At 65.1% G+C, this 20,419-nt stretch carries 20 protein-coding genes; 12 read left to right on the top strand and 8 right to left on the bottom strand.

Features of this window, described 5'->3' with window-relative positions; translation table 11 throughout:
* The first annotated feature begins 39 nt into the window (after positions 1-39).
* Positions 40-2,517 carry a bifunctional diguanylate cyclase/phosphodiesterase gene (locus CK230_RS09500; protein WP_095816895.1) on the top strand — a complete coding sequence of 826 codons (2,478 nt, stop codon included), beginning with the start codon at positions 40-42 and terminating at the stop codon, positions 2,515-2,517.
* A gap of 66 nt (positions 2,518-2,583) precedes the next feature.
* Here the strand turns inward: CK230_RS09500 and CK230_RS09495 are convergent, their stop codons facing one another.
* Positions 2,584-3,264 carry a TlpA disulfide reductase family protein gene (locus CK230_RS09495; RefSeq protein WP_095816894.1) on the bottom strand — a complete coding sequence of 227 codons (681 nt, stop codon included), beginning with the start codon at positions 3,262-3,264 and terminating at the stop codon, positions 2,584-2,586.
* 33 nt (positions 3,265-3,297) lie between these two features.
* On the opposite strand from CK230_RS09495, the gene argH reads away from it, so the two are divergent.
* From argH to lysA, 3 genes are all read left to right on the top strand, one after another.
* Positions 3,298-4,698 (top strand): argininosuccinate lyase, encoded by a 1,401-nt coding sequence (gene argH, locus CK230_RS09490; protein ID WP_095816893.1) that lies wholly within the window; start codon positions 3,298-3,300, stop codon positions 4,696-4,698.
* A 91-nt stretch (positions 4,699-4,789) separates the two neighbouring features.
* Positions 4,790-4,996 (top strand): lipoprotein, encoded by a 207-nt coding sequence (locus CK230_RS09485; RefSeq protein ID WP_095816892.1) that lies wholly within the window; start codon positions 4,790-4,792, stop codon positions 4,994-4,996.
* Between the two features lie 54 nt (positions 4,997-5,050).
* Positions 5,051-6,319, top strand: a complete 1,269-nt coding sequence (gene lysA / locus CK230_RS09480; protein ID WP_095816891.1) for a diaminopimelate decarboxylase — start codon at positions 5,051-5,053, stop codon at positions 6,317-6,319.
* A 13-nt stretch (positions 6,320-6,332) separates the two neighbouring features.
* Here the strand turns inward: lysA and CK230_RS09475 are convergent, their stop codons facing one another.
* Complete coding sequence (locus CK230_RS09475) at positions 6,333-6,635, bottom strand: metalloregulator ArsR/SmtB family transcription factor (RefSeq protein WP_095816890.1); 303 nt, start codon at positions 6,633-6,635, stop codon at positions 6,333-6,335.
* A gap of 51 nt (positions 6,636-6,686) precedes the next feature.
* On the opposite strand from CK230_RS09475, the gene CK230_RS09470 reads away from it, so the two are divergent.
* Positions 6,687-7,628, top strand: a complete 942-nt coding sequence (locus tag CK230_RS09470) for a threonine/serine dehydratase (RefSeq protein WP_095816889.1) — start codon at positions 6,687-6,689, stop codon at positions 7,626-7,628.
* 114 nt (positions 7,629-7,742) lie between these two features.
* The gene (locus CK230_RS09465) at positions 7,743-10,328 is read left to right on the top strand and encodes a TIGR02302 family protein (RefSeq protein ID WP_095817006.1); all 2,586 of its coding nucleotides are present in this window, start codon (positions 7,743-7,745) and stop codon (positions 10,326-10,328) included.
* Positions 10,329-10,499: 171 nt separating this feature from the next.
* Here CK230_RS09465 and CK230_RS09460 read toward each other — a convergent pair whose 3' ends face one another.
* Positions 10,500-11,378, bottom strand: a complete 879-nt coding sequence (locus CK230_RS09460; protein WP_095817005.1) for a LysR substrate-binding domain-containing protein — start codon at positions 11,376-11,378, stop codon at positions 10,500-10,502.
* A 259-nt stretch (positions 11,379-11,637) separates the two neighbouring features.
* On the opposite strand from CK230_RS09460, the gene CK230_RS09455 reads away from it, so the two are divergent.
* Entirely contained in the window at positions 11,638-12,591 is a 954-nt protein-coding gene (locus CK230_RS09455; RefSeq protein WP_095816888.1) for a DMT family transporter, read from the top strand.
* Here CK230_RS09455 and CK230_RS09450 read toward each other — a convergent pair.
* From CK230_RS09450 to CK230_RS09440, 3 genes are all read right to left on the bottom strand, one after another.
* A complete protein-coding gene (locus CK230_RS09450; RefSeq protein WP_095816887.1) occupies positions 12,574-12,945 on the bottom strand; it encodes a response regulator in 372 nt (123 codons plus the stop codon). The two genes, CK230_RS09455 and CK230_RS09450, sit on opposite strands and share 18 nt — an antisense overlap.
* A gap of 82 nt (positions 12,946-13,027) precedes the next feature.
* Positions 13,028-13,570 (bottom strand): hypoxanthine phosphoribosyltransferase, encoded by a 543-nt coding sequence (gene hpt, locus CK230_RS09445; protein ID WP_095816886.1) that lies wholly within the window; start codon positions 13,568-13,570, stop codon positions 13,028-13,030.
* A gap of 178 nt (positions 13,571-13,748) precedes the next feature.
* On the bottom strand, positions 13,749-14,384 hold the full coding sequence (locus tag CK230_RS09440) for a hypothetical protein (protein ID WP_095816885.1): 636 nt from the start codon (positions 14,382-14,384) through the stop codon (positions 13,749-13,751).
* A 283-nt stretch (positions 14,385-14,667) separates the two neighbouring features.
* On the opposite strand from CK230_RS09440, the gene ftsE reads away from it, so the two are divergent.
* The 3 genes from ftsE to CK230_RS09425 all read left to right on the top strand — a co-directional run bounded on the left by ftsE (position 14,668) and on the right by CK230_RS09425 (position 17,192).
* Positions 14,668-15,327: a cell division ATP-binding protein FtsE gene (gene ftsE / locus CK230_RS09435; RefSeq protein WP_095816884.1), complete on the top strand. Its 660-nt coding sequence runs from the start codon at positions 14,668-14,670 to the stop codon at positions 15,325-15,327.
* Positions 15,320-16,306, top strand: a complete 987-nt coding sequence (locus CK230_RS09430) for an ABC transporter permease (RefSeq protein WP_095816883.1) — start codon at positions 15,320-15,322, stop codon at positions 16,304-16,306. The genes ftsE and CK230_RS09430 overlap by 8 nt, the downstream gene beginning before the upstream one ends.
* A gap of 157 nt (positions 16,307-16,463) precedes the next feature.
* Complete coding sequence (locus CK230_RS09425) at positions 16,464-17,192, top strand: YdcF family protein (protein ID WP_095816882.1); 729 nt, start codon at positions 16,464-16,466, stop codon at positions 17,190-17,192.
* Here the strand turns inward: CK230_RS09425 and CK230_RS09420 are convergent.
* The gene (locus CK230_RS09420) at positions 17,189-17,809 is read right to left on the bottom strand and encodes a pyridoxamine 5'-phosphate oxidase family protein (RefSeq protein ID WP_095816881.1); all 621 of its coding nucleotides are present in this window, start codon (positions 17,807-17,809) and stop codon (positions 17,189-17,191) included. The genes CK230_RS09425 and CK230_RS09420 overlap by 4 nt on opposite strands.
* Positions 17,810-17,910: 101 nt before the next feature.
* Between CK230_RS09420 and CK230_RS09415 the strand changes: the two genes are divergently transcribed.
* Both CK230_RS09415 and CK230_RS09410 read left to right on the top strand, forming a co-directional pair.
* Positions 17,911-18,813 carry a LysR family transcriptional regulator gene (locus tag CK230_RS09415; protein WP_095816880.1) on the top strand — a complete coding sequence of 301 codons (903 nt, stop codon included), beginning with the start codon at positions 17,911-17,913 and terminating at the stop codon, positions 18,811-18,813.
* 80 nt (positions 18,814-18,893) lie between these two features.
* Positions 18,894-19,688, top strand: a complete 795-nt coding sequence (locus tag CK230_RS09410) for a 1-acyl-sn-glycerol-3-phosphate acyltransferase (RefSeq protein WP_095816879.1) — start codon at positions 18,894-18,896, stop codon at positions 19,686-19,688.
* 4 nt (positions 19,689-19,692) lie between these two features.
* Here CK230_RS09410 and CK230_RS09405 read toward each other — a convergent pair whose 3' ends face one another.
* Positions 19,693-20,313, bottom strand: a complete 621-nt coding sequence (locus tag CK230_RS09405) for a LysE family transporter (protein WP_095816878.1) — start codon at positions 20,311-20,313, stop codon at positions 19,693-19,695.
* Positions 20,314-20,419: the final 106 nt, after the last annotated feature.

Genomic DNA, 20,419 nt, shown 5'->3' with positions numbered 1-20,419 from the left:
CATTGCCTTGATTGATGCGGGTAGATCAGGTGAAGCAGGATGTTAACCGTCTATAATTGTATCGTGAACGAGCACGATCTGAGACTGGTTGCGCTGGCCGCGCTCATTTGCGGAATCTCCTGTTTCTCCGCCGTCAACCTTCTGCGCCATGTCGTGCAATCGACCAGCCGGAACCGTTATGCGTGGCTGCTGATTGCCGCCGCTTCGACCGGATTTGGCATCTGGGCGACGCATTTCATCGCCATGATCGCCTTCACGCCGGGAATACCCAACGCCTACAACGCCGAGCTTTCGGTCGCTTCGCTGGCGCTTTCCGTCATCCTGACGGCGGCCGGCATGTGGATCGCGACCGTACGCGGCGGCGTCGACCACTATCTCGTCGGCGGTGCCGTGCTCGGCATCGGCATCGCGGCCATGCACTATACCGGCATGGCGGCTTTCGAGGTCGAAGGCCGGATCGTCTGGAACCAGCTTTTCGTCGCCGCCTCATTGGCCTCGGGTATAATTCTTGCCGCGCTCTCGCTGTTTGTCGTGCTTCGCCGGCCATCGACGCTGGCGACGGTCGCCGGCGCTGTCCTGCTGACGCTGGCGATCTGCACGCTGCATTTCATCGCCATGGCCGCCGTCTCGATCTATCCGGACTCCTCGATCGAGATCTCGAAATTCACGATCGCGCCGATGTCGCAGGCCTTCGCCGCCGCCACGGCAAGCCTCGTCATCCTGGTGCTGGCGGCCACGGCGCTGTGGATCGATCTGCGCTTCCGCCGTCACAAGATCGAGGCGGACCGCATGCACGGCCTCGCCAATGCCGCGGTCGAAGGCCTCATCGTCTGCGACGGCAGCCGCGTCGTCAGCGCCAATGACAGCATCGCGGCGCTGAGCGGCATCGCCGCGACGACCCTCAACACGATGACACTCGGCGAACTGTTCGGCGAGCGGATTGCCGCCGCCGTCGCCCCCGGCAACGGGCAGGCGCAGGAAGCCGATCTCCGTGGCCATGGCGACAACCCGATCCCGGTGGAGCTGATCGCCAGGAACATCGATTATTGCGGCAAGCCGCATCTGGTCGTGGCCGTCCGCGATATCCGCGAACGCAGGAAGGCCGAGCAGGAGATCATGCGGCTTGCGCATTACGACCCGCTCACCGGGCTCGCCAATCGGCGCAGCTTCACCAGCCGCCTGGAAGCCGAGATCGCCGCGTCGGCGCCGGACGGCAAAAGCGCCGGCAAGGAGGGTCAGCTGGCGCTCATGCTGCTCGACCTCGACAGGTTCAAGGAAGTGAACGACCTCTTCGGTCACGCCGCCGGCGACGCCGTGTTGCAGAAGGTGGCGCATTGCGCCTCCGGCGTGCTGCGCCACGGCCAGATGCTGGCCCGGCTCGGCGGCGACGAATTCGCCATCATCGCTCCCAACCTTCCTGATCCGCAGGCGGCCGGCCGCATTGCCGAAGCGGTGCTGTCCGCCCTGCGCCAGGAAAACCGGCTGTCGCCCGGCGGCATGGTATCGGCCAGCATCGGCATCGCGCTCTACCCGCTCGACGCCGACGAACAGGCGGCGCTGGTCAGCCATGCCGACACTGCGCTCTATCGCGCCAAGGCCGAAGGCAAGGATACGTTTCGCTATTTCGAGGCCTCGATGGGAGCGGAGGCGCGCGACCGGCGCAGCCTGGAGCAGGACCTGCGCCACGCCGTGGCGCGCGGCGAATTCCGGCTCGTCTACCAGCCGCAGAAGGAAATCAGCAGCGGCAGGATGATCGGCTTCGAGGCGTTGCTGCGCTGGCAGCATCCCGAACGCGGCGAGGTTCCGCCCTCGGTGTTCATCCCGGTGGCCGAGGATAGCGGTTCGATCGCCCAGATCGGCGAGTGGGTGCTGGCGACCGCCTGCGAGGAAGCCGCGACGTGGAAGAACCCGTTGACGGTCGCCGTCAACGTCTCGGCGGTGCAGCTCCACAATCCCGATTTCAGCCGCAAGGTGCATGAGGTGCTGCTGCGCACCGGCCTCGCGGCAGGCAGGCTCGAGCTCGAGATCACCGAGACGGCGCTGGTGAAGGACATGCCGCGCGCGCTGGCCACCTTGCGCCAGATCAAGGCGCTCGGCGTGCGCGTGGCGATGGACGATTTCGGCACCGGCTATTCCTCGCTGTCCAACCTGCGCGCCTTCCCCTTCGACAAGATCAAGATCGACGGGTCCTTCATCAAGTCGGTCGACCGCAATGACCAGGTCGCGACCATCGTGCGCGCCGTGCTCGGCCTGGGGCGCGGCCTCGGCCTGCCGGTCCTGGCCGAAGGCGTCGAGACGCTCGACGAATTGCGCTTCCTCGATGCCGAGGATTGCGACATCGGCCAGGGATATTTTCTGGGCAGGCCCGGCCCGATCGAGGCGTTCGGCGAGCTCACGGGCGTTTCGCTGGCCGATGACGGCGTCAAGGAAGACGGCGGGGCAACCGCCAAGGTCGAAAATGTCCGCGGCGGCAGCATCCTGATGCTGCAACCGGCCGCGGCCGCACGTTCAGTCTAAGCAATTCCAGGAAAAGTGCGTAGCGGTTTTCCGTCCGGAATTGCGTCAATACAAAAGACTGCACGATCACGGCGTTAGCGCAGCCTCCACCAGCCGCTTGGCGTCCGGGCTCGACCATTCGGCCGGGCCGTTCATATGCGCGATCAGGCAGCCTTCCGCGTCGATCAGCATGGTGACCGGAAGCCCGAGCGCCAACCCGCGCGTCTTCGCCTCATTAAACAAGGCGATCGTCGGATCCCGGTAGAAGCCGAGCGTCTCGACGCCGATCTCCTTGAGGAACTTCTTCGGCTTCGTGTCGTCGCCGGTGTCGACATTGACCGCGACGACCTCGAAGGCATCGCTGCCCTTCTCCTTCTGCAGCGCATCGAGCGCCGGCATCTCGGCCCGGCACGGCGCGCACCATGTCGCCCACAGATTGAGCAGCACCGTCTTGCCGGCATGGTCGGCGATCGTCATCGGCCTGCCGTCGGGCCCGTTGAAGGCAAGAGCTTTCAGCGATTGCGGCGGATCGGCCGGCTGCAGCGCCGCGACCTGGCCGATGGCTTTCGCGGCGATGGTCTTGGCCCAGTCGGCCTTGGCCGCGCAGGCGGCGTCGTTCTTGCCGGCGGCCGCGGCGACGTTCTCCGGAGCATTGTTGCCAGAACCGCTCTCACTGACATATACCGCGACCGCGCCGGCCACCACGCCCGCCACCAGGGCGGCGAGGATGAGGCGCGGGGCCGGGAAGAATCTACTGCCGTCTGCCATTTTCAAAACTGCTCCGGAGCACGGGTTATAGCGATGAGCGACAAGAAGGCCAGCAACCAGATGTGGGGCGGACGTTTTGCGTCGGGTCCGGCCGCGATCATGGAAGCGATCAACGCGTCGATCGGCTTCGACCGCAAGCTCTATGCGCAGGACATAAGCGGATCGATCGCCCATAGCGAGATGTTGGCTGAAACGGGCATTATTTCGGCGGCCGATCAAGAAAAAATCGCTCACGGGCTGAACACGATCCTGAAAGAGATCGAGGCCGGCACGTTCGAATTCTCGACCAGGCTCGAAGACATCCACATGAATGTCGAGGCCCGCCTTGCCGACCTGATCGGCCCTGCGGCCGGACGCCTGCACACCGCACGCTCGCGCAACGACCAGGTGGCGGTCGATCTGAGGCTCTGGGTCAAGCAGGAATGCCAGCGCGTCGCCGGGGCGTTGAAGGACCTGATCGCGGCGTTCCTCGAACGCGCCGAGGAGCATGCGGCGACCGTCATGCCCGGCTTCACCCATATGCAGGCCGCGCAGCCGGTGACCTTCGGACACCATTGCATGGCCTATGTCGAGATGTTCGGCCGCGACCTCTCGCGCGTCCGCGACGCCATCGAGCGCATGGACCAAAGCCCGCTGGGCGCGGCGGCGCTGGCCGGCACCAGCTTTTCCATCGACCGCCACATGACGGCCAAGGCGCTCGGTTTCCACGAACCGACGCGCAATTCCCTCGACAGTGTTTCGGACCGCGACTTCGCGCTCGAATTCCTGAGCCTCGCCGCGATCTGCGCGACGCATTTGTCCAGGCTCGCCGAGGAGATCATCATCTGGTCGACGCCGCAATTCGGCTTCATCCGCCTGTCGGATTCCTTCTCCACCGGCTCCTCGATCATGCCGCAGAAGAAGAATCCGGACGCCGCCGAGCTGGTGCGCGGCAAGACCGGCCGCGTCAACGGCCATCTTCTCGGCCTGCTGACCGTGATGAAGGGCATGCCGCTGACCTACGGCAAGGACATGCAGGAAGACAAGGAAGCGGTCTTCGACGCCGCCGAGACGCTCGACCTGATGCTGGCGGCGACGACCAGCATGGTGCGCGACATGACCGTCAACGCCGCCGCCATGAAGAAGGCCGCCGGCGCCGGTCACGCCACCGCGACCGACCTTGCCGACTGGCTGGTCCGCAATCTCGGCCTGCCCTTCCGCGAGGCGCACCATGTCACCGGCCGCGCCGTGGCGTTCGCCGAGGAGAAGAAGGTCAGCCTGGAGAAACTCTCGCTGGACGATCTGCGCTCCATTCATCCCGGCATCACCGACGATATCTTCTCTGTGCTTGCCGTGCAGAATTCGGTGAAGAGCCGCACGAGCTTCGGCGGCACCGCGCCGTCGGAAGTGCGAAAGCAGATCCGCTACTGGAAAAAGCGGCTCGCCAAATCTTAAGGCTCGCGAACGCTTAAATTGCCGGGATGCAAAGCGCAGAAAACTCGGCTAAAAAGCGCAGCACAATAAACAGCTTCGAACGGATGGATCGATGACCCGTAGCAGGATTTTGGTGACGCTGGCACTGCTGGCGGCGGCTGTCACCGTCACGGCCTGCGGCAGGAAGACCGGGCTCGACACGCCCTATGAGGCGGCGGAGCAGGCGCGCAAGGATGCCGAACGCGCCAAGCAGCCCGTCCCGCCCGAGCCGGAGAAACCGGTCAAGGACAGGACGTTCATCCTCGATCCCCTGCTCTAGAGCCAACGGGATCGCTCGATCTCATTGCGCTCCAACTTTCCGGGACCAACCCTCGTGAACCATTTCGATTACCGCGACGGCGTGCTTCATGCCGAGGACGTCGCGATCCCCGATATCGCAGCCGAGGTCGGCACGCCCTTCTATTGCTATTCGACGGCCACGCTGACCCGGCATTTCCGTGTCTTCAAGGAAGCTTTCGCAGGGCTCGACGCCTTGGTCTGCTACGCCATGAAGGCCAACTCCAACCAGGCCGTGCTGAGGACGCTGGCAAGACAAGGCGCGGGCGCCGACGTCGTCTCGGAAGGCGAACTGCGGCGCGCCTTGGCCGCTGGCATCCCGGCCAGCAAGATACTGTTTTCCGGCGTCGGCAAGACCGCGCGCGAGATGGACTTCGCGCTCTCCGCCGGCATTCTTTGCTTCAACGTCGAATCCGAGCCTGAACTCGAACTGCTGTCGGCGCGCGCCGTGGCGCTCGGCAAGGTGGCGCCGATCTCGCTGCGCATCAATCCGGATGTCGATGCCAGGACGCACAAGAAGATCTCGACCGGCAAGGCCGAGAACAAGTTCGGCATCCCGTGGCAGCGCGCGCGAAAGGTCTATGCCCGCGCGGCCGAATTGCCCGGCATCAAGGTGACCGGCATCGACACCCATATCGGCAGCCAGATCACCGAATTGCAGCCCTTCGACGACGCCTTCGCGCTGCTGGTCGAGCTGGTCGGCGTGCTGCGCGCTGACGGACATTCGATCGAGCATGTCGATCTCGGCGGCGGCCTCGGCATTCCCTACCGTGTCGACAACAGCCCGCCGCCACTGCCCGACGCCTATGCCGAGATCGTCAGGAAGCACGTCACCAGGCTTGGCCTCAAGGTGATGTTCGAGCCCGGCCGCCTGATCGTCGGCAATGCCGGCATCCTGGTGTCCGAGGTCATTTATGTGAAGGAAGGCGACGCCAAGAACTTCCTCGTCGTCGACGCCGCCATGAACGATCTGATCCGGCCGACCCTCTATGACGCCTTTCACGACATCAGGCCGGTGGTGCAGCCGCCGGCCTCGACGCCGCGCATAAAGGTCGACGTCGTCGGCCCGGTCTGCGAGACCGGCGACTTCATCGGCCTCGACCGCGACCTGCCGAGGCTGAAGGCCGGCGACCTGATCGCCGTCTCCACCGCCGGCGCCTATGGCGCGGTGCAGGCCGGCACCTACAACACCAGGCTTCTGGTGCCGGAGGTTCTGGTCGACGGCGACCGCTTCCATGTCGTGCGGCCGCGCCAGACCTATGAGGATCTGATCGGGCTGGATTCGGTCCCCGACTGGCTGAAGTAGCGCGCTCGAGGCGTTAGAGTTTTTGCTGGATGAGCGCCTTGGCCTCGGCGATCCGCCTTTCGTCGCGGCGATAGAAGATCCATTGCTTCACCCGCTTTGTGCTGAGCAGGCGGGCTTGGGTGAGCACACGCATATGCTCGCTGAGCGTCGCCTGGGTGATGCCGAGCTTTTCGGCGATCACCAGCGCGCAGACACCATCCTCGACTAGGTCGCCATCGGCCTGGCGCGGGAAATGCGCGCGCGGATCCTTGAGCCAATCGAGGATCTGCAGCCGGCGCTCATTGGCAAATGCCTTGAAGATGTCGACCTCTTGCATTTAGCTATTTTGCTAAGTTACTAATTGAAGTCAATCCCGAGGGAGCAGACCATGTTGAACACCCGAACGATCACGCGCGAGCGCATCGCCGCCGTCGAACCGCGCATCCGGCCTTATGTGCGCCACACGCCGATCATGCGCGTGGACATGGCGGATTTCGGCCTTCCCGCCTTTCCGGTCGACCTGAAACTTGAATGCCTGCAGCATTCCGGTTCCTTCAAGGCGCGCGGCGCCTTCACCAACCTGCTCGAACGCCAGGTGCCCGAGGCCGGCGTGGTGGCCGCGTCCGGCGGCAACCACGGCGCGGCCGTCGCTTATGCCGCCATGAAGCTCGGCCACAAGGCGACCATCTTCGTGCCCGAGGTCAGCCCGCCGGCGAAGCTCGCGCGCATTCGCGGCTACGGCGCGGATCTGGTGGTCGGCGGCGCGCGCTATGCCGAAGCGCTGGCCGCCAGCGAGGACTTCGCGGCCCGGACCGGCGCCCTGCAGATCCACGCCTTCAACCAGGAGGAAACGCTGCTCGGCCAAGGCACGCTCGGCTTGGAGATCGAGGCCGATCTGCCCGAGATCGACACGCTGCTGGTTGCCGTCGGCGGCGGCGGCCTGATCGGCGGGATCGCCGCCTGGTTCGCGGGTCGCATCCGCATCGTCGCCATCGAGCCCGAGGGCGCGCCGACGCTTTACCGCGCCTTGGAGGCTGGAGAGCCGGTCGATGCCCCGGCCGAAGGCATCGCCGCCGATTCGCTGGCGCCGAAGCGCGTCGGCGAGATGATGTTTCCGATCGCCGAAGCCTTCGTCGAGCGCTCCATCCTGGTCAGCGACGACGACATCATAGCTGCGCAGAAGGCGCTGTGGGACCGCGTGCGAATCATCGCCGAGCCGGGCGGCGCCGCAGCCTTCGCCGCCATGCTTTCCGGGCATTATGTGCCGACGGAAGGAGAACGCGTGGCGGTCCTGGTCTGTGGTTCCAACACGAATCCCACCAATTTCTGATCATAACCCGGCCAAACCGCTTCACGTTTTTGGAACCCGCCTCGCCTTTGCCGTGTTTGCTGGTATCCTTCTGCTGATGACGTCCGGGCTGTTATGCCCGGGCAGGAAGGGCCGATGACGGAACGACCCATTTCCAGCGGCGAACGCGGCCTGGCTTTGCGCCTTGCGCTCAGCCGGTTGGCGACGCGGGCCTCGATGGTCTTCGAGCGCGGCTGGCCGCTCGTGCTGCCGCTGTTGATCGTCATCAGCCTGTTTCTCAGCTTTTCCTGGTTCGGTCTGTTCCCGCGTCTGCCTGACGTGGCGCGCATCGGCCTCTTGATCCTGTTCGCCCTGTCCGGGGGCGCGACGCTCTATCCGCTGCGTTTCTTCCGCATGCCGTCGGCCGCCGAGGTCGACAGGCGCATCGAAGCGGCGAACCAATTGCTGCACAGCCCGGTGCAGGTCCAGACCGACCGGCCGAGCGGCGGCGACAGCATCTTCTCGCAGGCGTTGTGGCGCGAGCACCAGAAGCGGATGGCCGAGCAGCTGTCGAGCCTCGGCGCCGACCGGCCGCGCAGCCGTGTGCCGGACTACGATCGCTGGGGCCTGCGCGCCGTGGCGGGGCTACTGTTCGTCACCGCTTTGGCCTTCTCCTTCGGACCCTTCGGCGGCCGGGTCAGCGACGGCTTCGTTGCCCGCGCCGCGCACGATACCGTACCGCCGCGCATCGACGCCTGGGTGACGCCGCCCGCCTATACCGGCAAGGCGCCGCTGTTCCTGACCGCCGACGCCAACCAGGCGGTCCAGACCTTCTCGGTGCCGCAAGGCAGCGACGTTTCGCTGCGCGTCACCGGCGGTTCCGGCGAGGAGACGCTGAGCTACGCAGATGCCGGCGGCAACGCGCGCGCCATCGAGCCCGCAGCGCCCAAAGGCCCCGCGCCCGCCAGCCAGGCCGCGCCCAAAGTGCGCCAGTTCTCCGGCAAACTGGATTCGAACGGCACGCTGACGCTTAGATCCGCCGAAAGCGATCTCGGCCGCTGGGCCTTTGCCGTCATTCCCGACAAGCCGCCGGCGATCCGCTTCGTCGGCGAGCCGAAGCGCGCCGTCAACGGCGCCATCGAGCTGAACTACGAGATCGATGACGATTACGGCGCCGCCTCCGCCAAGGCCGTTTTCGAGCTGTCGGCCCCCCCAGCCGCCAATGCGCATCCGCTCTACGGCCCGCCGGACCTGCCACTGACCCTGCCGCGCCGCGGCGGCAAGACGAACGCGGCCAAGACGACCAAGGACCTGACCGAGCATGTCTGGGCCGGCAGCGGCATCAAGCTGACGCTGAGCGTCACCGACGATGCCGGCCACACCGCGAGCAGCGAAACCAAGACGCTTGGGATGCCTGAGCGGCCTTTCGCCAACCCGCTGGCCCGTGCGGTGATCGAACAGCGCCGGCTGCTGGCGCTCGACACCAACGCCAAGCCGCGCGTGCTGGACCTGATGGACGCGATCACGCTGCGGCCCGAGGATACGTTCGACAACATGTCGAATTATCTCGCCATCATGAGCGCAAGGAGCCGGCTGAAGCTCTCCGAGAGCGACGACCAGCTGCGCAACGTCGTGTCTTATCTCTGGGAGATCGCGCTCGGCATCGAGGAAGGCAATCTGTCGGCCGCCGAGCGGCGGCTGCGCCAGGCGCAGCAGGCGCTGCAGGACGCCATCAAGAACGGCGCCAGCGATCAGGAGATCGAGAAGGCGATGAAGGAACTGCGCGAGGCGATGAACCAGTTCCTGCAGGAATTCGCCCAGCGCGCGCAGCAGAATCCGAACGCGCCGCAGATGCAGCAGAACGGCCGCGAGCTGCGCCAGAGCGACATCGATCGCATGATGGACCAGATCGAGAACCTGGCCAAATCCGGCGATCGCGACAAGGCCCAGCAGCTTCTCTCCGAGCTGCAGGACATGATGAACAACCTGCAGGCCGGCCGCCAGCAGCAGGGCGGCGAGCAGGACAGCGAGCTGCGCCAGCAGATGGACAAGCTCGGCGACATCATGCGCCGCCAGCAGGAGATGATGAACGACACTTTCCGTCTCGACCAGATGCAGCGCGGCCAGCGTGGCCAGGACGGCGAGCCGCAGATGGGCGAGGATGGCGAGCCGCAACAGGGCCAGGACGAGCAGCGGCCCGGCCCCGGCGAGGACCGCGATCCGCTGGGACGGCCGAAAATGTCGCCGAAGGATCTCGCCGATGCGCTGAAGCAGCTGCAGGAAGGCCAGGGCCAGCTGCAAAGCGAGCTCGACCAGTTGAAGAAGGGCCTCGAAGGCATGGGCATGGAGCCCAACGAGGGTTTTGGTGAGGCCGGCAAGTCGATGGGCGACGCCGAGCATTCGCTCGGCCAGGGCGATGGCGACCAGGCAGTCGGCCACCAGGGCCGCGCGCTGGAAGCGCTGCGCCGCGGCGCCAAGGACATGATGAAGCAGATGCAGGCCATGCAGGGCGACCAGGGGGGCAGCGAGCAGGGTGGGCGCCAGCAGGGCGCCGACCGCGATCCGCTCGGTCGGCCGCGCGCCACTAATGGCCCGGATGACGGCACCTCGGTCAAGGTTCCCGATGAGATCGACGTCCAGCGCGCACGCCAGATCCTCGACGCGATCCGCAAGCGGCTCGGCAACGCGCTGAGCCCCGACATCGAGCGCAGCTATCTCGAACGGCTGCTGGAGCTGAAATAGCTTCTGCCTCACAGCTCTTAGACTGGATGTGACGGCCCTTGCTAACTTTTGGGATGCTGGCGGGACAGCGCCCCCTCTGTCCTGCCGGACATCTCCCCCACTTGGGGGGAGATCGGATGTCGTCACCGCTTTCGCCAATCACCAACGCCGCAAATCACTGTGCGCCGGTATTTATGTCGCAGGCGCGACCTGCCTGGTCAGCATGAACGCCTCGCGGATCGCGTTCTCCATGCCGTCGATCGCCTCGCCGGTCGCGAGCGGATTGCGGTGCAGGACGACGTTGGACGAATCGATGTCGCCGAAGCCGTCGGCCGCCGTCAGTTCCCGGCAATCGGGCGGGATGTTGCTGCGCGAGATCGGCGCGATCGCCAGACCGGATGTCACCGCGAGCGTCAGGCCGCCATTGGTGTCGCTGGTATAGGCGACGCGGTAGTCGAGGCCGCGCTGCTGCAGCGACTTGATGGCGAAGTCGCGGCACCAGCCGTTACGGCTGTAAAGCGCGATCGGCACCGGCCGTTCCTCATGCATGTGGTGCAGCGTCGAGGTCACCCAGACCGTCGGGTCGTGCATCAGCACCTCGCCGCCGGAAGAACCCTCCCACTCGAACACCACGGCAAGGTCGAGCTCGCCAGCCGCGAGCGCCCTCACCTGCGAGTCCGAATGCGCGTACCGCACCGTGACCTCGACGCGCGGATGCCGCTTGGCGAATTCGCCAAGCGCCCGCGACAGGATCGAGCGGCCGTATTCGGCCGGGATGCCGATGCGCACCAACCCGCCGAGCGGCGGCGCTACCAGCGAGGCCGCCGTCTCGTCCAGCAGCGAGACGATCCGGCGCGCATTGGCGATCAGCTCGCCGCCGCGGCGTGTCAGCGCCACGCCGCGCGAGCCGCGCTCGAACAGGTTGTCGCCGACCATATCCTCCAGCTTCTTCATCTGCATGGACACGGCCGATTGCGTGCGCCCGGCCTTCTCCGCCGCTCGGGTGAAATTGCCGGTTTCGGCCACCGCCACGAAGGTGCGCAGGAGGTCGCTGTCGAGGACTGGTCTCATCGAAATCGCCATAAGAGAATTTGATTGCTGGCATCATTCCAATTCGTTTGCAACATGTCAAACGCCGCAGGATAGTCGCCACACCCATTGGATATGCGGCTGCGAGTCGGTCGCGGACCAATCGAAGAGTCCTCACTCGTACCCGCTGCCCGAAACGGTAGCGGGTTCCTTTTTGATGAGCGGTTCCAGGAAAAGCGCCCAGCAATTTTCCATTCGGAATTGCGTGGAATGAATGCGGCTCGCGGGGGGGCCGAGACTGATGCGGAACCGGATGGTGCTTGGCATTCTGAGCCTCTGCCTCGGCGTGCTGGTCTTTTCGCTGCAGGATCCGCTGGTGAAGGCGGTGTCGGGCGGCTATCCGGTGACCGAGGTGATGGCGATTCGCGCCATCGTCGCGCTGCCGATCCTGATCGTCATCGTCCAGGCCGATGTCGGCCTGAAGGCGGTGCTGTCGAAGCGCTTCGGCATGCTGACGTTGCGCGCCTTCATCCAGTTCTCGTCCTACACGGTCTATTATCTCGCGATCGCCGCCTTGCCGCTGGCCGACGCGGTGGCGCTCTATTTCATGGCGCCGCTGTTCATCATGGCGATGGCCGGACCTTATCTCGGCGAACGCGTCTCGTGGAAGACGCTGGCGACGGTGCTGATCGGCCTTGTCGGCGTGCTTGTGATGGTGCGTCCCGGCGCCGGGTTGTTCGACTGGGCGGCGCTGCTGTCGCTGGGCTCGGCCTTCCTGTACGGGTTTTCGCAGCTGATGGCGCGCCGGATCGGCGACACGGAATCATCGACGGTGATGGCCTTCTACCAGAACGGCGCCTATCTCAGCGGCGCCATCGCGGTTGCAACCGTCTTCCATCTTGCCGGTATCACCCATGCGGCGCATCCGAGCGTCGAATTCCTGGTGCGGCCATGGGTATGGCCGACGATGCCGGACTTCCTCAAGATGGCCGCCTGCGGCTTCGTCGCGTCCGCCGGCATGATCCTGCTGTCGCAGGCCTACCGGATGGCGCCGGCCAACCGCGTCGCGACGTTCGAATATACCGGCATCCTGTGGTCGCCGCTTTGGGGTTTTCTGTTCTTCGCCGAAGTGCCGCGCGAGACGACCGTGCTCGGCGCGGCGCTGATCATCGGCGCCGGCCTGCTGGCGCTCAACGGCGAGCGCCGGCGAAATGCCGCGCCTGCGACCGGCGCGGTCTCAGGCGAAGCAGCTTAACGCCTTGCCGACGCGGGCGCGGATCTCGGCAAGCGTGAACGGCTTCTGCACCACGTCGAGGATGATGCCGTTCAGTTCCTCGGCGCGTTCGCGCTGGTCGGCATAGCCGGTCATCAGCATGATCTTCATCGCAGGGAACTCTCTTGCGGCGGCCGTCGCCATCTCGATGCCGTCCATCTCCGGCATGCGGATGTCGGACACCACCAGATCGTAGCCGCCGCGGGCCTGCCGGATCGTGTCCAGCCCCTGCGCGCCGTCGGTGGCGACAGTGACATCATGGCCGTCGCGCTCCAGCGCGCGGGCGGCGAGGGTGCGGACGGATTCATCGTCCTCGACGATCAGAAGCTTTGCCATGCCGAGATAGATGCCGCCGAAACGTTGACGTTTTCTGAAAATTCTAACGATCGGTGGCTTTTCGGGATGACTTCGTCGCCCCTCAGGCGTCGCCCTTCACCACCCCGACAAACGGCAGCTCGCGGAACGCGTGGGCGACATCCATGCCGTAGCCGACCACGAAATAATCCGGGCAGTCGAACCCGACATAGTCGGCGTTGAGCGCGGTCTGGCGGCGCATGCGCTTGTCGAGCAGCACCGCGATGGCGCAGCTCTTGGCGCCGCGCGAAAGCATCAAGTCGCGGGTGTAGGAAAGCGTCTTGCCGGATTCCAGTATGTCGTCGATCAACAGCACGTCGCGGCCGGCAACCTCGTTGTCGATGTCGCGCAACACCCTGACCTCGCCGCTCGTGGTTCCGGCGCCGTAGCTGGAGATGAAGATGAACTCGACTTCCGGCGACAGGCCGACATCATGCATGGCGCGGATGAGATCGGCGGCGAAGACGAACGAGCCCTTGAGGATCGAGATCACCAAGAGGTCGTGATAGTCGCGCCCGGCGATTTCCTTGGCGAGCTCGAGATTGCGGCGTGCGATCGCCGACGCCGAAAACAGAACCTCGATGTCTTTGCCACGCACAACTGGCATTCTTTCGTCCTTCAAAATCACCTGGAATGCCAGGCGCTAGGTGTGTCGAGATTCAGGTCAGGCCGAGTCGAGAACGATGGCTTCCGAGAACCGGAGCGGAGCGTACTTGAAGTACGTGAGCACCGGAAGCGCAGGAAGCCGTCGTTCGCAGGCCGGCCTCACCTGAATATCGGCATACCTAGCCGGCGAAGATGACCGCGACAGTCCTTACCCCGTCTTTAGGCACATCGAGGCGGCTGGAAAAGCCGAATCTTTCGCCGGGCGCCAGTGAGCGATTGGATGTCCCCAGCCTGTAGCGGATGATATTGCTGTCGTTGTCGGTGACGCGGATTTCCAACGGCGGCAGTGTCTCCGACCTCTCCCCGTCATTGGCTGCCTCGCCATCGACGAACAACACCGGTTTCAGGCCCGACGCATCGATGCGCGACGTCACGCCGGAAATGGTGAGCGCGCTCGCCGGCGCGGCGTTCGTCCAAAAGGGGCTCTGGCGGACCAGCGCATGGCCGCCCGACACCCAGAAGGAGACCAGCGCGATGCCGACGCCTGCGATCCAGAACATCGGGCCGCCACGTGAGGGCCGCGCCGGCGCGGCATCCGGCTTGCGCAGCATGCCCATGCCTTCGATCGACGGCGTCGGCTGGATCTGCGGCTGGGGCGGCGACCGCTCCGGATGCGCGGCAAAACGCGGCAGCACCACATAGTCGGCATCGACGATGTCGGTCGCATCGGACACGATGCGCTCCGGCGCGGCATTTGTTGCCGGGCCGGTCATGATTTCGCCGGAAACGGGGCGCGCGGTTCTGTTCTCAGCCATTACGGCACCAGTGCAGTCTTCGTTTCTTTTGCGTAAACGCAATTGGTTAACGCTTCCCCACCGGAACCGCTTTGAGACGTCAAAATCGAGCCGAAATTAACCGACCGTTAACCATGCCGGCCGATGGTCTGTTAGAGCAATTCCAGGAAAAGTGTGAAACGGTTTTCCGTCCGGGATTGCGTGAAAGCGCAGAGATAGAGCGGTTCGCCGTTTCCGTGAAACGGTGGAGCGCTCTAGAGTTAGATCGTGGCGCGTCGCCGCCGAGAGTTTCAGGTCGCCGAACGTGATCCGCTTCGAAAATGTCGGCCTCCGCTATGGCATGGGTCCGGAGATCCTCCGCGACATCTCCCTGCACATTCCGGAGCGCTCCTTTCAGTTCCTGAGCGGCCCCTCGGGCGCCGGCAAGACGACGTTGCTGCGCCTTTTGTTCATGTCGCTGAAGCCGACGCGCGGACTGATCACCATCTTCGGCAAGGACCGTTCGCGCATCTCGCGCAGCGAATTGCCGCTGCTGCGCCGCCGCATCGGCGTGGTGTTCCAGGATTTCCGCCTGCTCGACCACATGACGACCTACGAGAATGTCGCGCTGCCATTGCGCGTGCGCGGGCGCGAGGAGGCTGGCTACCGCACCGACGTCACCGAGCTTCTGAAATGGGTCGGCCTCGGCGACCGTATGCATGTCCTGCCGCCGGTGTTGTCCGGCGGCGAAAAGCAGCGCGCCGCGATCGCGCGCGCCTTGATCGAACAGCCCGAAATCCTTTTGGCCGACGAGCCGACTGGCAATGTTGATCCGCCGCTGGCGCGCCGGCTGCTCAGGCTCTTCATCGAGCTCAACCGACTGGGCACCGCCGTCGTCATCGCCACCCACGACCTCGGCCTGATGGAGCAGGTCGATGCGCGCCGCATGATTTTGGCCGGTGGAAGGTTGGACGTCTATGACTGACTTCTCGGCCGATCACCTCCAGGATGAAGCCGAGGCGCCGGTGACGGTCCGGCGCGTCCAGCGCAAGACGGCGCCGATCGTGCCGGCGCAGAACATCGCCGGGCGGGCGCTTGTGCTGGTCATCGCCATCATGACCTTCCTGTCCTGCCTCACCTTCGGCGCGGTGACGCTGGTGCGCGACACCGCCTCGGTCTGGGAGAACCAGATCTCGCGCGAGGCGACGATTCAGATCAAGCCGGCCGACGGCCTCGACATGGAGGCGGCGCTTGCGCAGGCCTCGCAGATCGCCAGCGAGTTCCCCGGCGTGAAAGGCACCAAGATCATCGACCGCGACGCAACGGCGCGTCTTCTCGAGCCATGGCTGGGCAGCGGCCTCGACATCGACGAGTTGCCGGTGCCGCGCCTCATCATCGTCACCATCGACGAGGCCAGCCCGCCTGACTTTGCCGCCATGCGCGCGGCCATCACGCCCAAGATCCCGACCGCGGCACTCGACGATCACCGCACCTGGGTCGACCGCCTCGTCGCCATGGCGCACACCACGGTGACGATCGGCATCGCCGTTCTGGCGCTGATGCTCTCGGCAACGGTGCTGACAGTGGTGTTCGCCACGCGCGGCGCCATGGCCGGCAACGGCCATATCATCGAGGTGCTGCATTTCGTCGGCGCCGAGGCGCGCTTCATCGCGCGCGAATTCCGCTGGCATTTCCTGGTCACCGGCATGAAGGGCGCGGCCGCCGGCGGTGCGCTCGCGATCGTCGTCTTCATCGTCTTTTCCTGGTGGTCGTCGCGCAACATGGCGACGCCCGAGGCCGACCAGGCGACCGCTTTGTTCGGCAATTTCGCCATCGGCTCCGCCGGCTATTTCGGCGTCGGCCTGATGGTGCTGGTGATCGGCGCGCTGACCGCGGCGACCTCGCACGCGACCGTTGTCGCCTATCTCAGCGACATCGACGTTCGCCAGCCGGATGCGGGCTGACCAATGAACTCCAGCCGAAAGCTCGCGCAAGGCGTTGAATACAAACGAGACAACGATCACGGGTTGAGCAGGTGCCGTAACGCAAAGTGCGCCGCCCTACCTATCAAAGGCCGCATTTCGGAGTTAACCATTAGAAGCTTTCAGGATTAACCTGGGGATGATGGAAGCGCGGGAGCAGATCGAGACGGCTGGACGGATGCCGGCGGTGCGTGCCCGCGCCGCCGCCCCTGCCGGGTTCGGTCGTCTGCGGCTCGCCCTGCGCATCTGCGGTTTCGTCGCTCTCGCCTTGCTGGTGCTTTTTGCCGGCGGCTTCGGCTGGTTCGCCGACAAGGTCAGCCATATGACGACCCCGACCGATCCGGCCAGGGCCGATGCCATCATCGTGCTCACCGGCGGACAGTCGCGGCTCGACGCCGCCATGGACCTTCTGGCCTCAGGCAAGGGCGAACGGCTGCTGATCAGCGGCGTCCATCCTTCAGCCACCAAGCGCCAGCTGCAGGCGGCAATGGGCGGCGACAAGCAGCTCTTCTCCTGCTGCGTCGATATCGACCGCGCCGCGCTCGACACCATCGGCAATGCCGAGGAAAGCGCCAAATGGGTGGAAAACCACGCCTATGGCAGCATCATCATCGTCACCAACAATTACCATATGCCGCGCAGCCTGCTCGAGATGGGCCGGCTGCTGCATGGCGCGCGCCTCGAACCCTATCCGGTGGTCAACACCAATCTGGGCAACGGGAACTGGCTGACCAAGCCGGAGGCGCTGCGTGTGCTGCTCACCGAATACAGCAAATATGTGCTGTCGCTGGCGCGGGGCTTCCTGCCGCTTCGCGCAACGCCCGAGGGCGTCACGCTGGCGGAAGCATCGACCATGGTGAAGAACTAAAGCCCAGCCGCCGCACTCTCGCGCAAGCGGGCAATCTCCTGCTCCAGGCCGGCGATGCGCCGGTCGCGCTCGGCAAGTGCGGCCGCGACATCCGCCGCCTCGAAACGCTGCGGGATATGCTGCGGGCAATTGGCATCCCAGGCTGTGACCGTGAACAGGATCGCCTGCTCCGGCCGCGCCTTGTAATCCGCCGGCATCAGCTTCGCCGTCAGCTCCGGGTCATTTTCGACGACCCGTGCCCTGCCCCAGACCTTGATGCGCTGTCGCAGCATATAGTCGATGAGGAACAGGAAGGCCTGGTCGTTATCCTGCAGGTTGCCCTGGGTGATGAACTGCCTGTTCCCGGAGAAATCCGCGAAGCCGATCGTGTGCTCGTCCAGCACCTTGAGGAAGCCGGCCGGCCCGCCACGATGCTGGATGTAAGGCTGGCCTTCGGCATTTGCCGTCGCCAGGAACGCGCTGGACTGCGCCTCGATGAAGGCGGCAAGGTCCGGCGTGATCGTGGCGCGCCAGCCGCCGCGCTGCTCGACGCGCGCATAGGAATCGCGCGATCCCTTGCGTGACTGGATCGCCTTGACCGTGGGGGTGAAGGCGACATCGCTGGTGAAATCATTCATGTTGGCGCTCCTCAGACAGGATCGCAGGTTAAATAGCCCCTTCCGAAAATCGGATGTAGATGGCATATCTGCAACCCATCCTTCCAGATTTCGGAAGAGTGATGGATCGCCTTGACGCCATGTCCCTGTTCGTCGCCACTGTGGAGGCCGGCAGCCTATCCGCCGCCGCGCGGCGCACAGGCGTGCCTCTGGCGACCGTCAGCAGAAAACTCTCCGAGCTGGAGAAGCACTTGGGGACACGTCTGCTCAACCGCTCGACTCGGCGCCTGACGCTGACCGATGCCGGCCAGTCCTATGTCATCGCCTGCCGCCGCATTCTCGACGAGGTGAACGAGGCCGAGCGCACCGCTGCCGGCGAATATTCGAGCCCGACCGGCGAGCTGGTCATCACCGCGCCGATCGTCTTCGGCCGCCTGCATGTGCTGCCGGTGATCACCGACTTTCTCGCCTTGTACCCGCAAGTGGATATCCGCCTGACCTTGTCGGATCGGATCACCCAACTGGTCGAGGAGCATATCGATTTGGCCCTGCGCATCGGCGAGCTGCCGGACTCGGCCATGGTCGCGATCCGCGTCGGCTCGATCCGCCGCATCGTCTGCGCAAGCCCCGCCTATCTCGCCATGCATGGCACGCCGGAGCGACCGCCGGAGCTTGCGGGCCACAACTGCGTCACCTTCGAAGGCCTCGCCGCTCCCGCGACGTGGAGTTTCGGGACAGGCAAGACCGAAACCACGATCCCGGTCCGCTCGCGCCTTCAGGTCAACACCGCCGAGGCGGCGATCGATGCCGCCATTGCCGGGCTCGGCCTGACGAAGGTGCTCTCCTACCAGGCGGATGCCGCGGTGCGCGCCGGCGCGTTGCGGGTGGTGCTGGAGCCGTTCGAGCCCCCGCCCTGGCCGGTGAGCCTGGTTCATGCCGGCCAGGGCCGGCTGCCGGTGAAACTGCGCGCCTTCCTCGTTTTTGCAGCGCCGCGCCTCAAGGAGCGGCTGGCGCGGTCGTTGTAGAAACAGATTCGACCACCGCGCCGTTTCCTTTTTGCCGCCGCTTGGTGTAACCAACGCACACTTCCTCACGGGCCCCTTGCATGCTCATCATCCGCTCGCTGGCGTTCAACCTCGTCTTCTATCTCAGCCTGATCGTCCAGATGATCCTCTGGACGCCTTTCTATTTCCTGTCGCCGCGCCACCGCGCCTGGTTCGTGCCGAAATTCTGGTCGCGCACCTCGATGTGGCTCTATGAGAAGATCGCCGCGACGAAGAGTGAGATCTCAGGTGTCGAGAACCTGCCGGAAGGGTCCTTCATCCTGGCGCCGAAGCACCAGTCCTTCTGGGACGCGATCGCCTTCTTCCCCTATCTCGACGACGCGCTCTACATCCTTAAGCGCGAGCTGACCTGGATCCCTTTCTTCGGCTGGTACATCATGAAGATGCGCATGATCCCGGTCGACCGCGGCAGCCGTTCGAAAGCGCTGAAGGCGGTCGTCGTCGCGACCAGGCAGGAGATGGACCGCAATCCGCGCCAGCTCATCATCTATCCTGAAGGCACGCGCCGCCCGCCGGGCGCCGAGCCCTCCTACAAATACGGCATCGTCGAGATCTATTCGCAACTGGGCGTGCCCGTGGTGCCGGTCGCCCATGTCGCCGGCCTCTACTGGCCGCGCCGCAAGTTCCTGCGCTATCCCGGCACCATCAAGGCCCGCTTCCTGCCGCCGATCCCGCCAGGGCTCGGCAAGGAGGAGTTCATGCGGCGGCTGATCGGCGAGACCGAGGCCGCCTGCGACCAGATGCTTATCGAGGCCGCGCAGGCGCCGAACCCGCCGCCCATGCCGCCGACGGCGGTGAAGCGGCTGGCTGAGCTCGGCGTATCCGCGAAGTCCTGACCCGCTACCGCAGCGCCGCGAGCAGCGTCGTCAGCACTAGTGTAGCGGCAAACACCAGATTGATGATCCGCGACGCCAGCGGATGGCGAAGGAAGCGCGCGAAAGCCGTTCCGGCAAGCAGCCAGACCACATGGATGGCGACGATCATCGCGGCAAGCACCAGCAGCCTTGTGGAAACGCCGAGCGGATCGGCCTGCGACGCGGCGCCGGCGAAAACCGCGGCAATCGCCACATAGGCTTTCGGATTGGCGACGGCGAGCATGAAGCCGCCGAGAAAATCGGGCTTCGTCGCCATGCTCCCGCGCTCGGCCAAAGGCGGCGCGGTCGCTATTTTGAAGGCGAGATAAAGGATGTAGGCGGCCGACAGGATCGCCAGCACCGGCGCCACTCCCGGCACCGAGGTCAATATCCCGAAAATCCCGGCCGCCACCGCCAGAAGCACCGCGATCGTGCCAAGCACTACGCCCGAGGTGTAACCCAGCGAAGGGCGCAGTCCGAACGCCGCGCCGACCGCGGTCACACTGATCGTCGCCGGTCCCGGACTGCCCATGACGACCGTGGCGGCCACCACAAGCGCCAGCACTTGCTGCCAAGCCTGTGCCGCGCCCAGAACACTACCAGCCATGCCGAATCTCCTCCTGCCGCGATGCCACAGGATTTAGGAGGGACCGTCATGGCCGTCTTGGACGATCGTGCGAGTGCATTGACTGCGTTAAGGCTTGTTGAGATTC

The organism is Mesorhizobium sp. WSM3859 (assembly GCF_002295065.1).
Classification (GTDB): domain Bacteria; phylum Pseudomonadota; class Alphaproteobacteria; order Rhizobiales; family Rhizobiaceae; genus Mesorhizobium.
The sequence above is the reverse complement of the archived record's forward strand: the minus strand, read 5'-3'. Positions and strand labels throughout refer to the sequence as shown.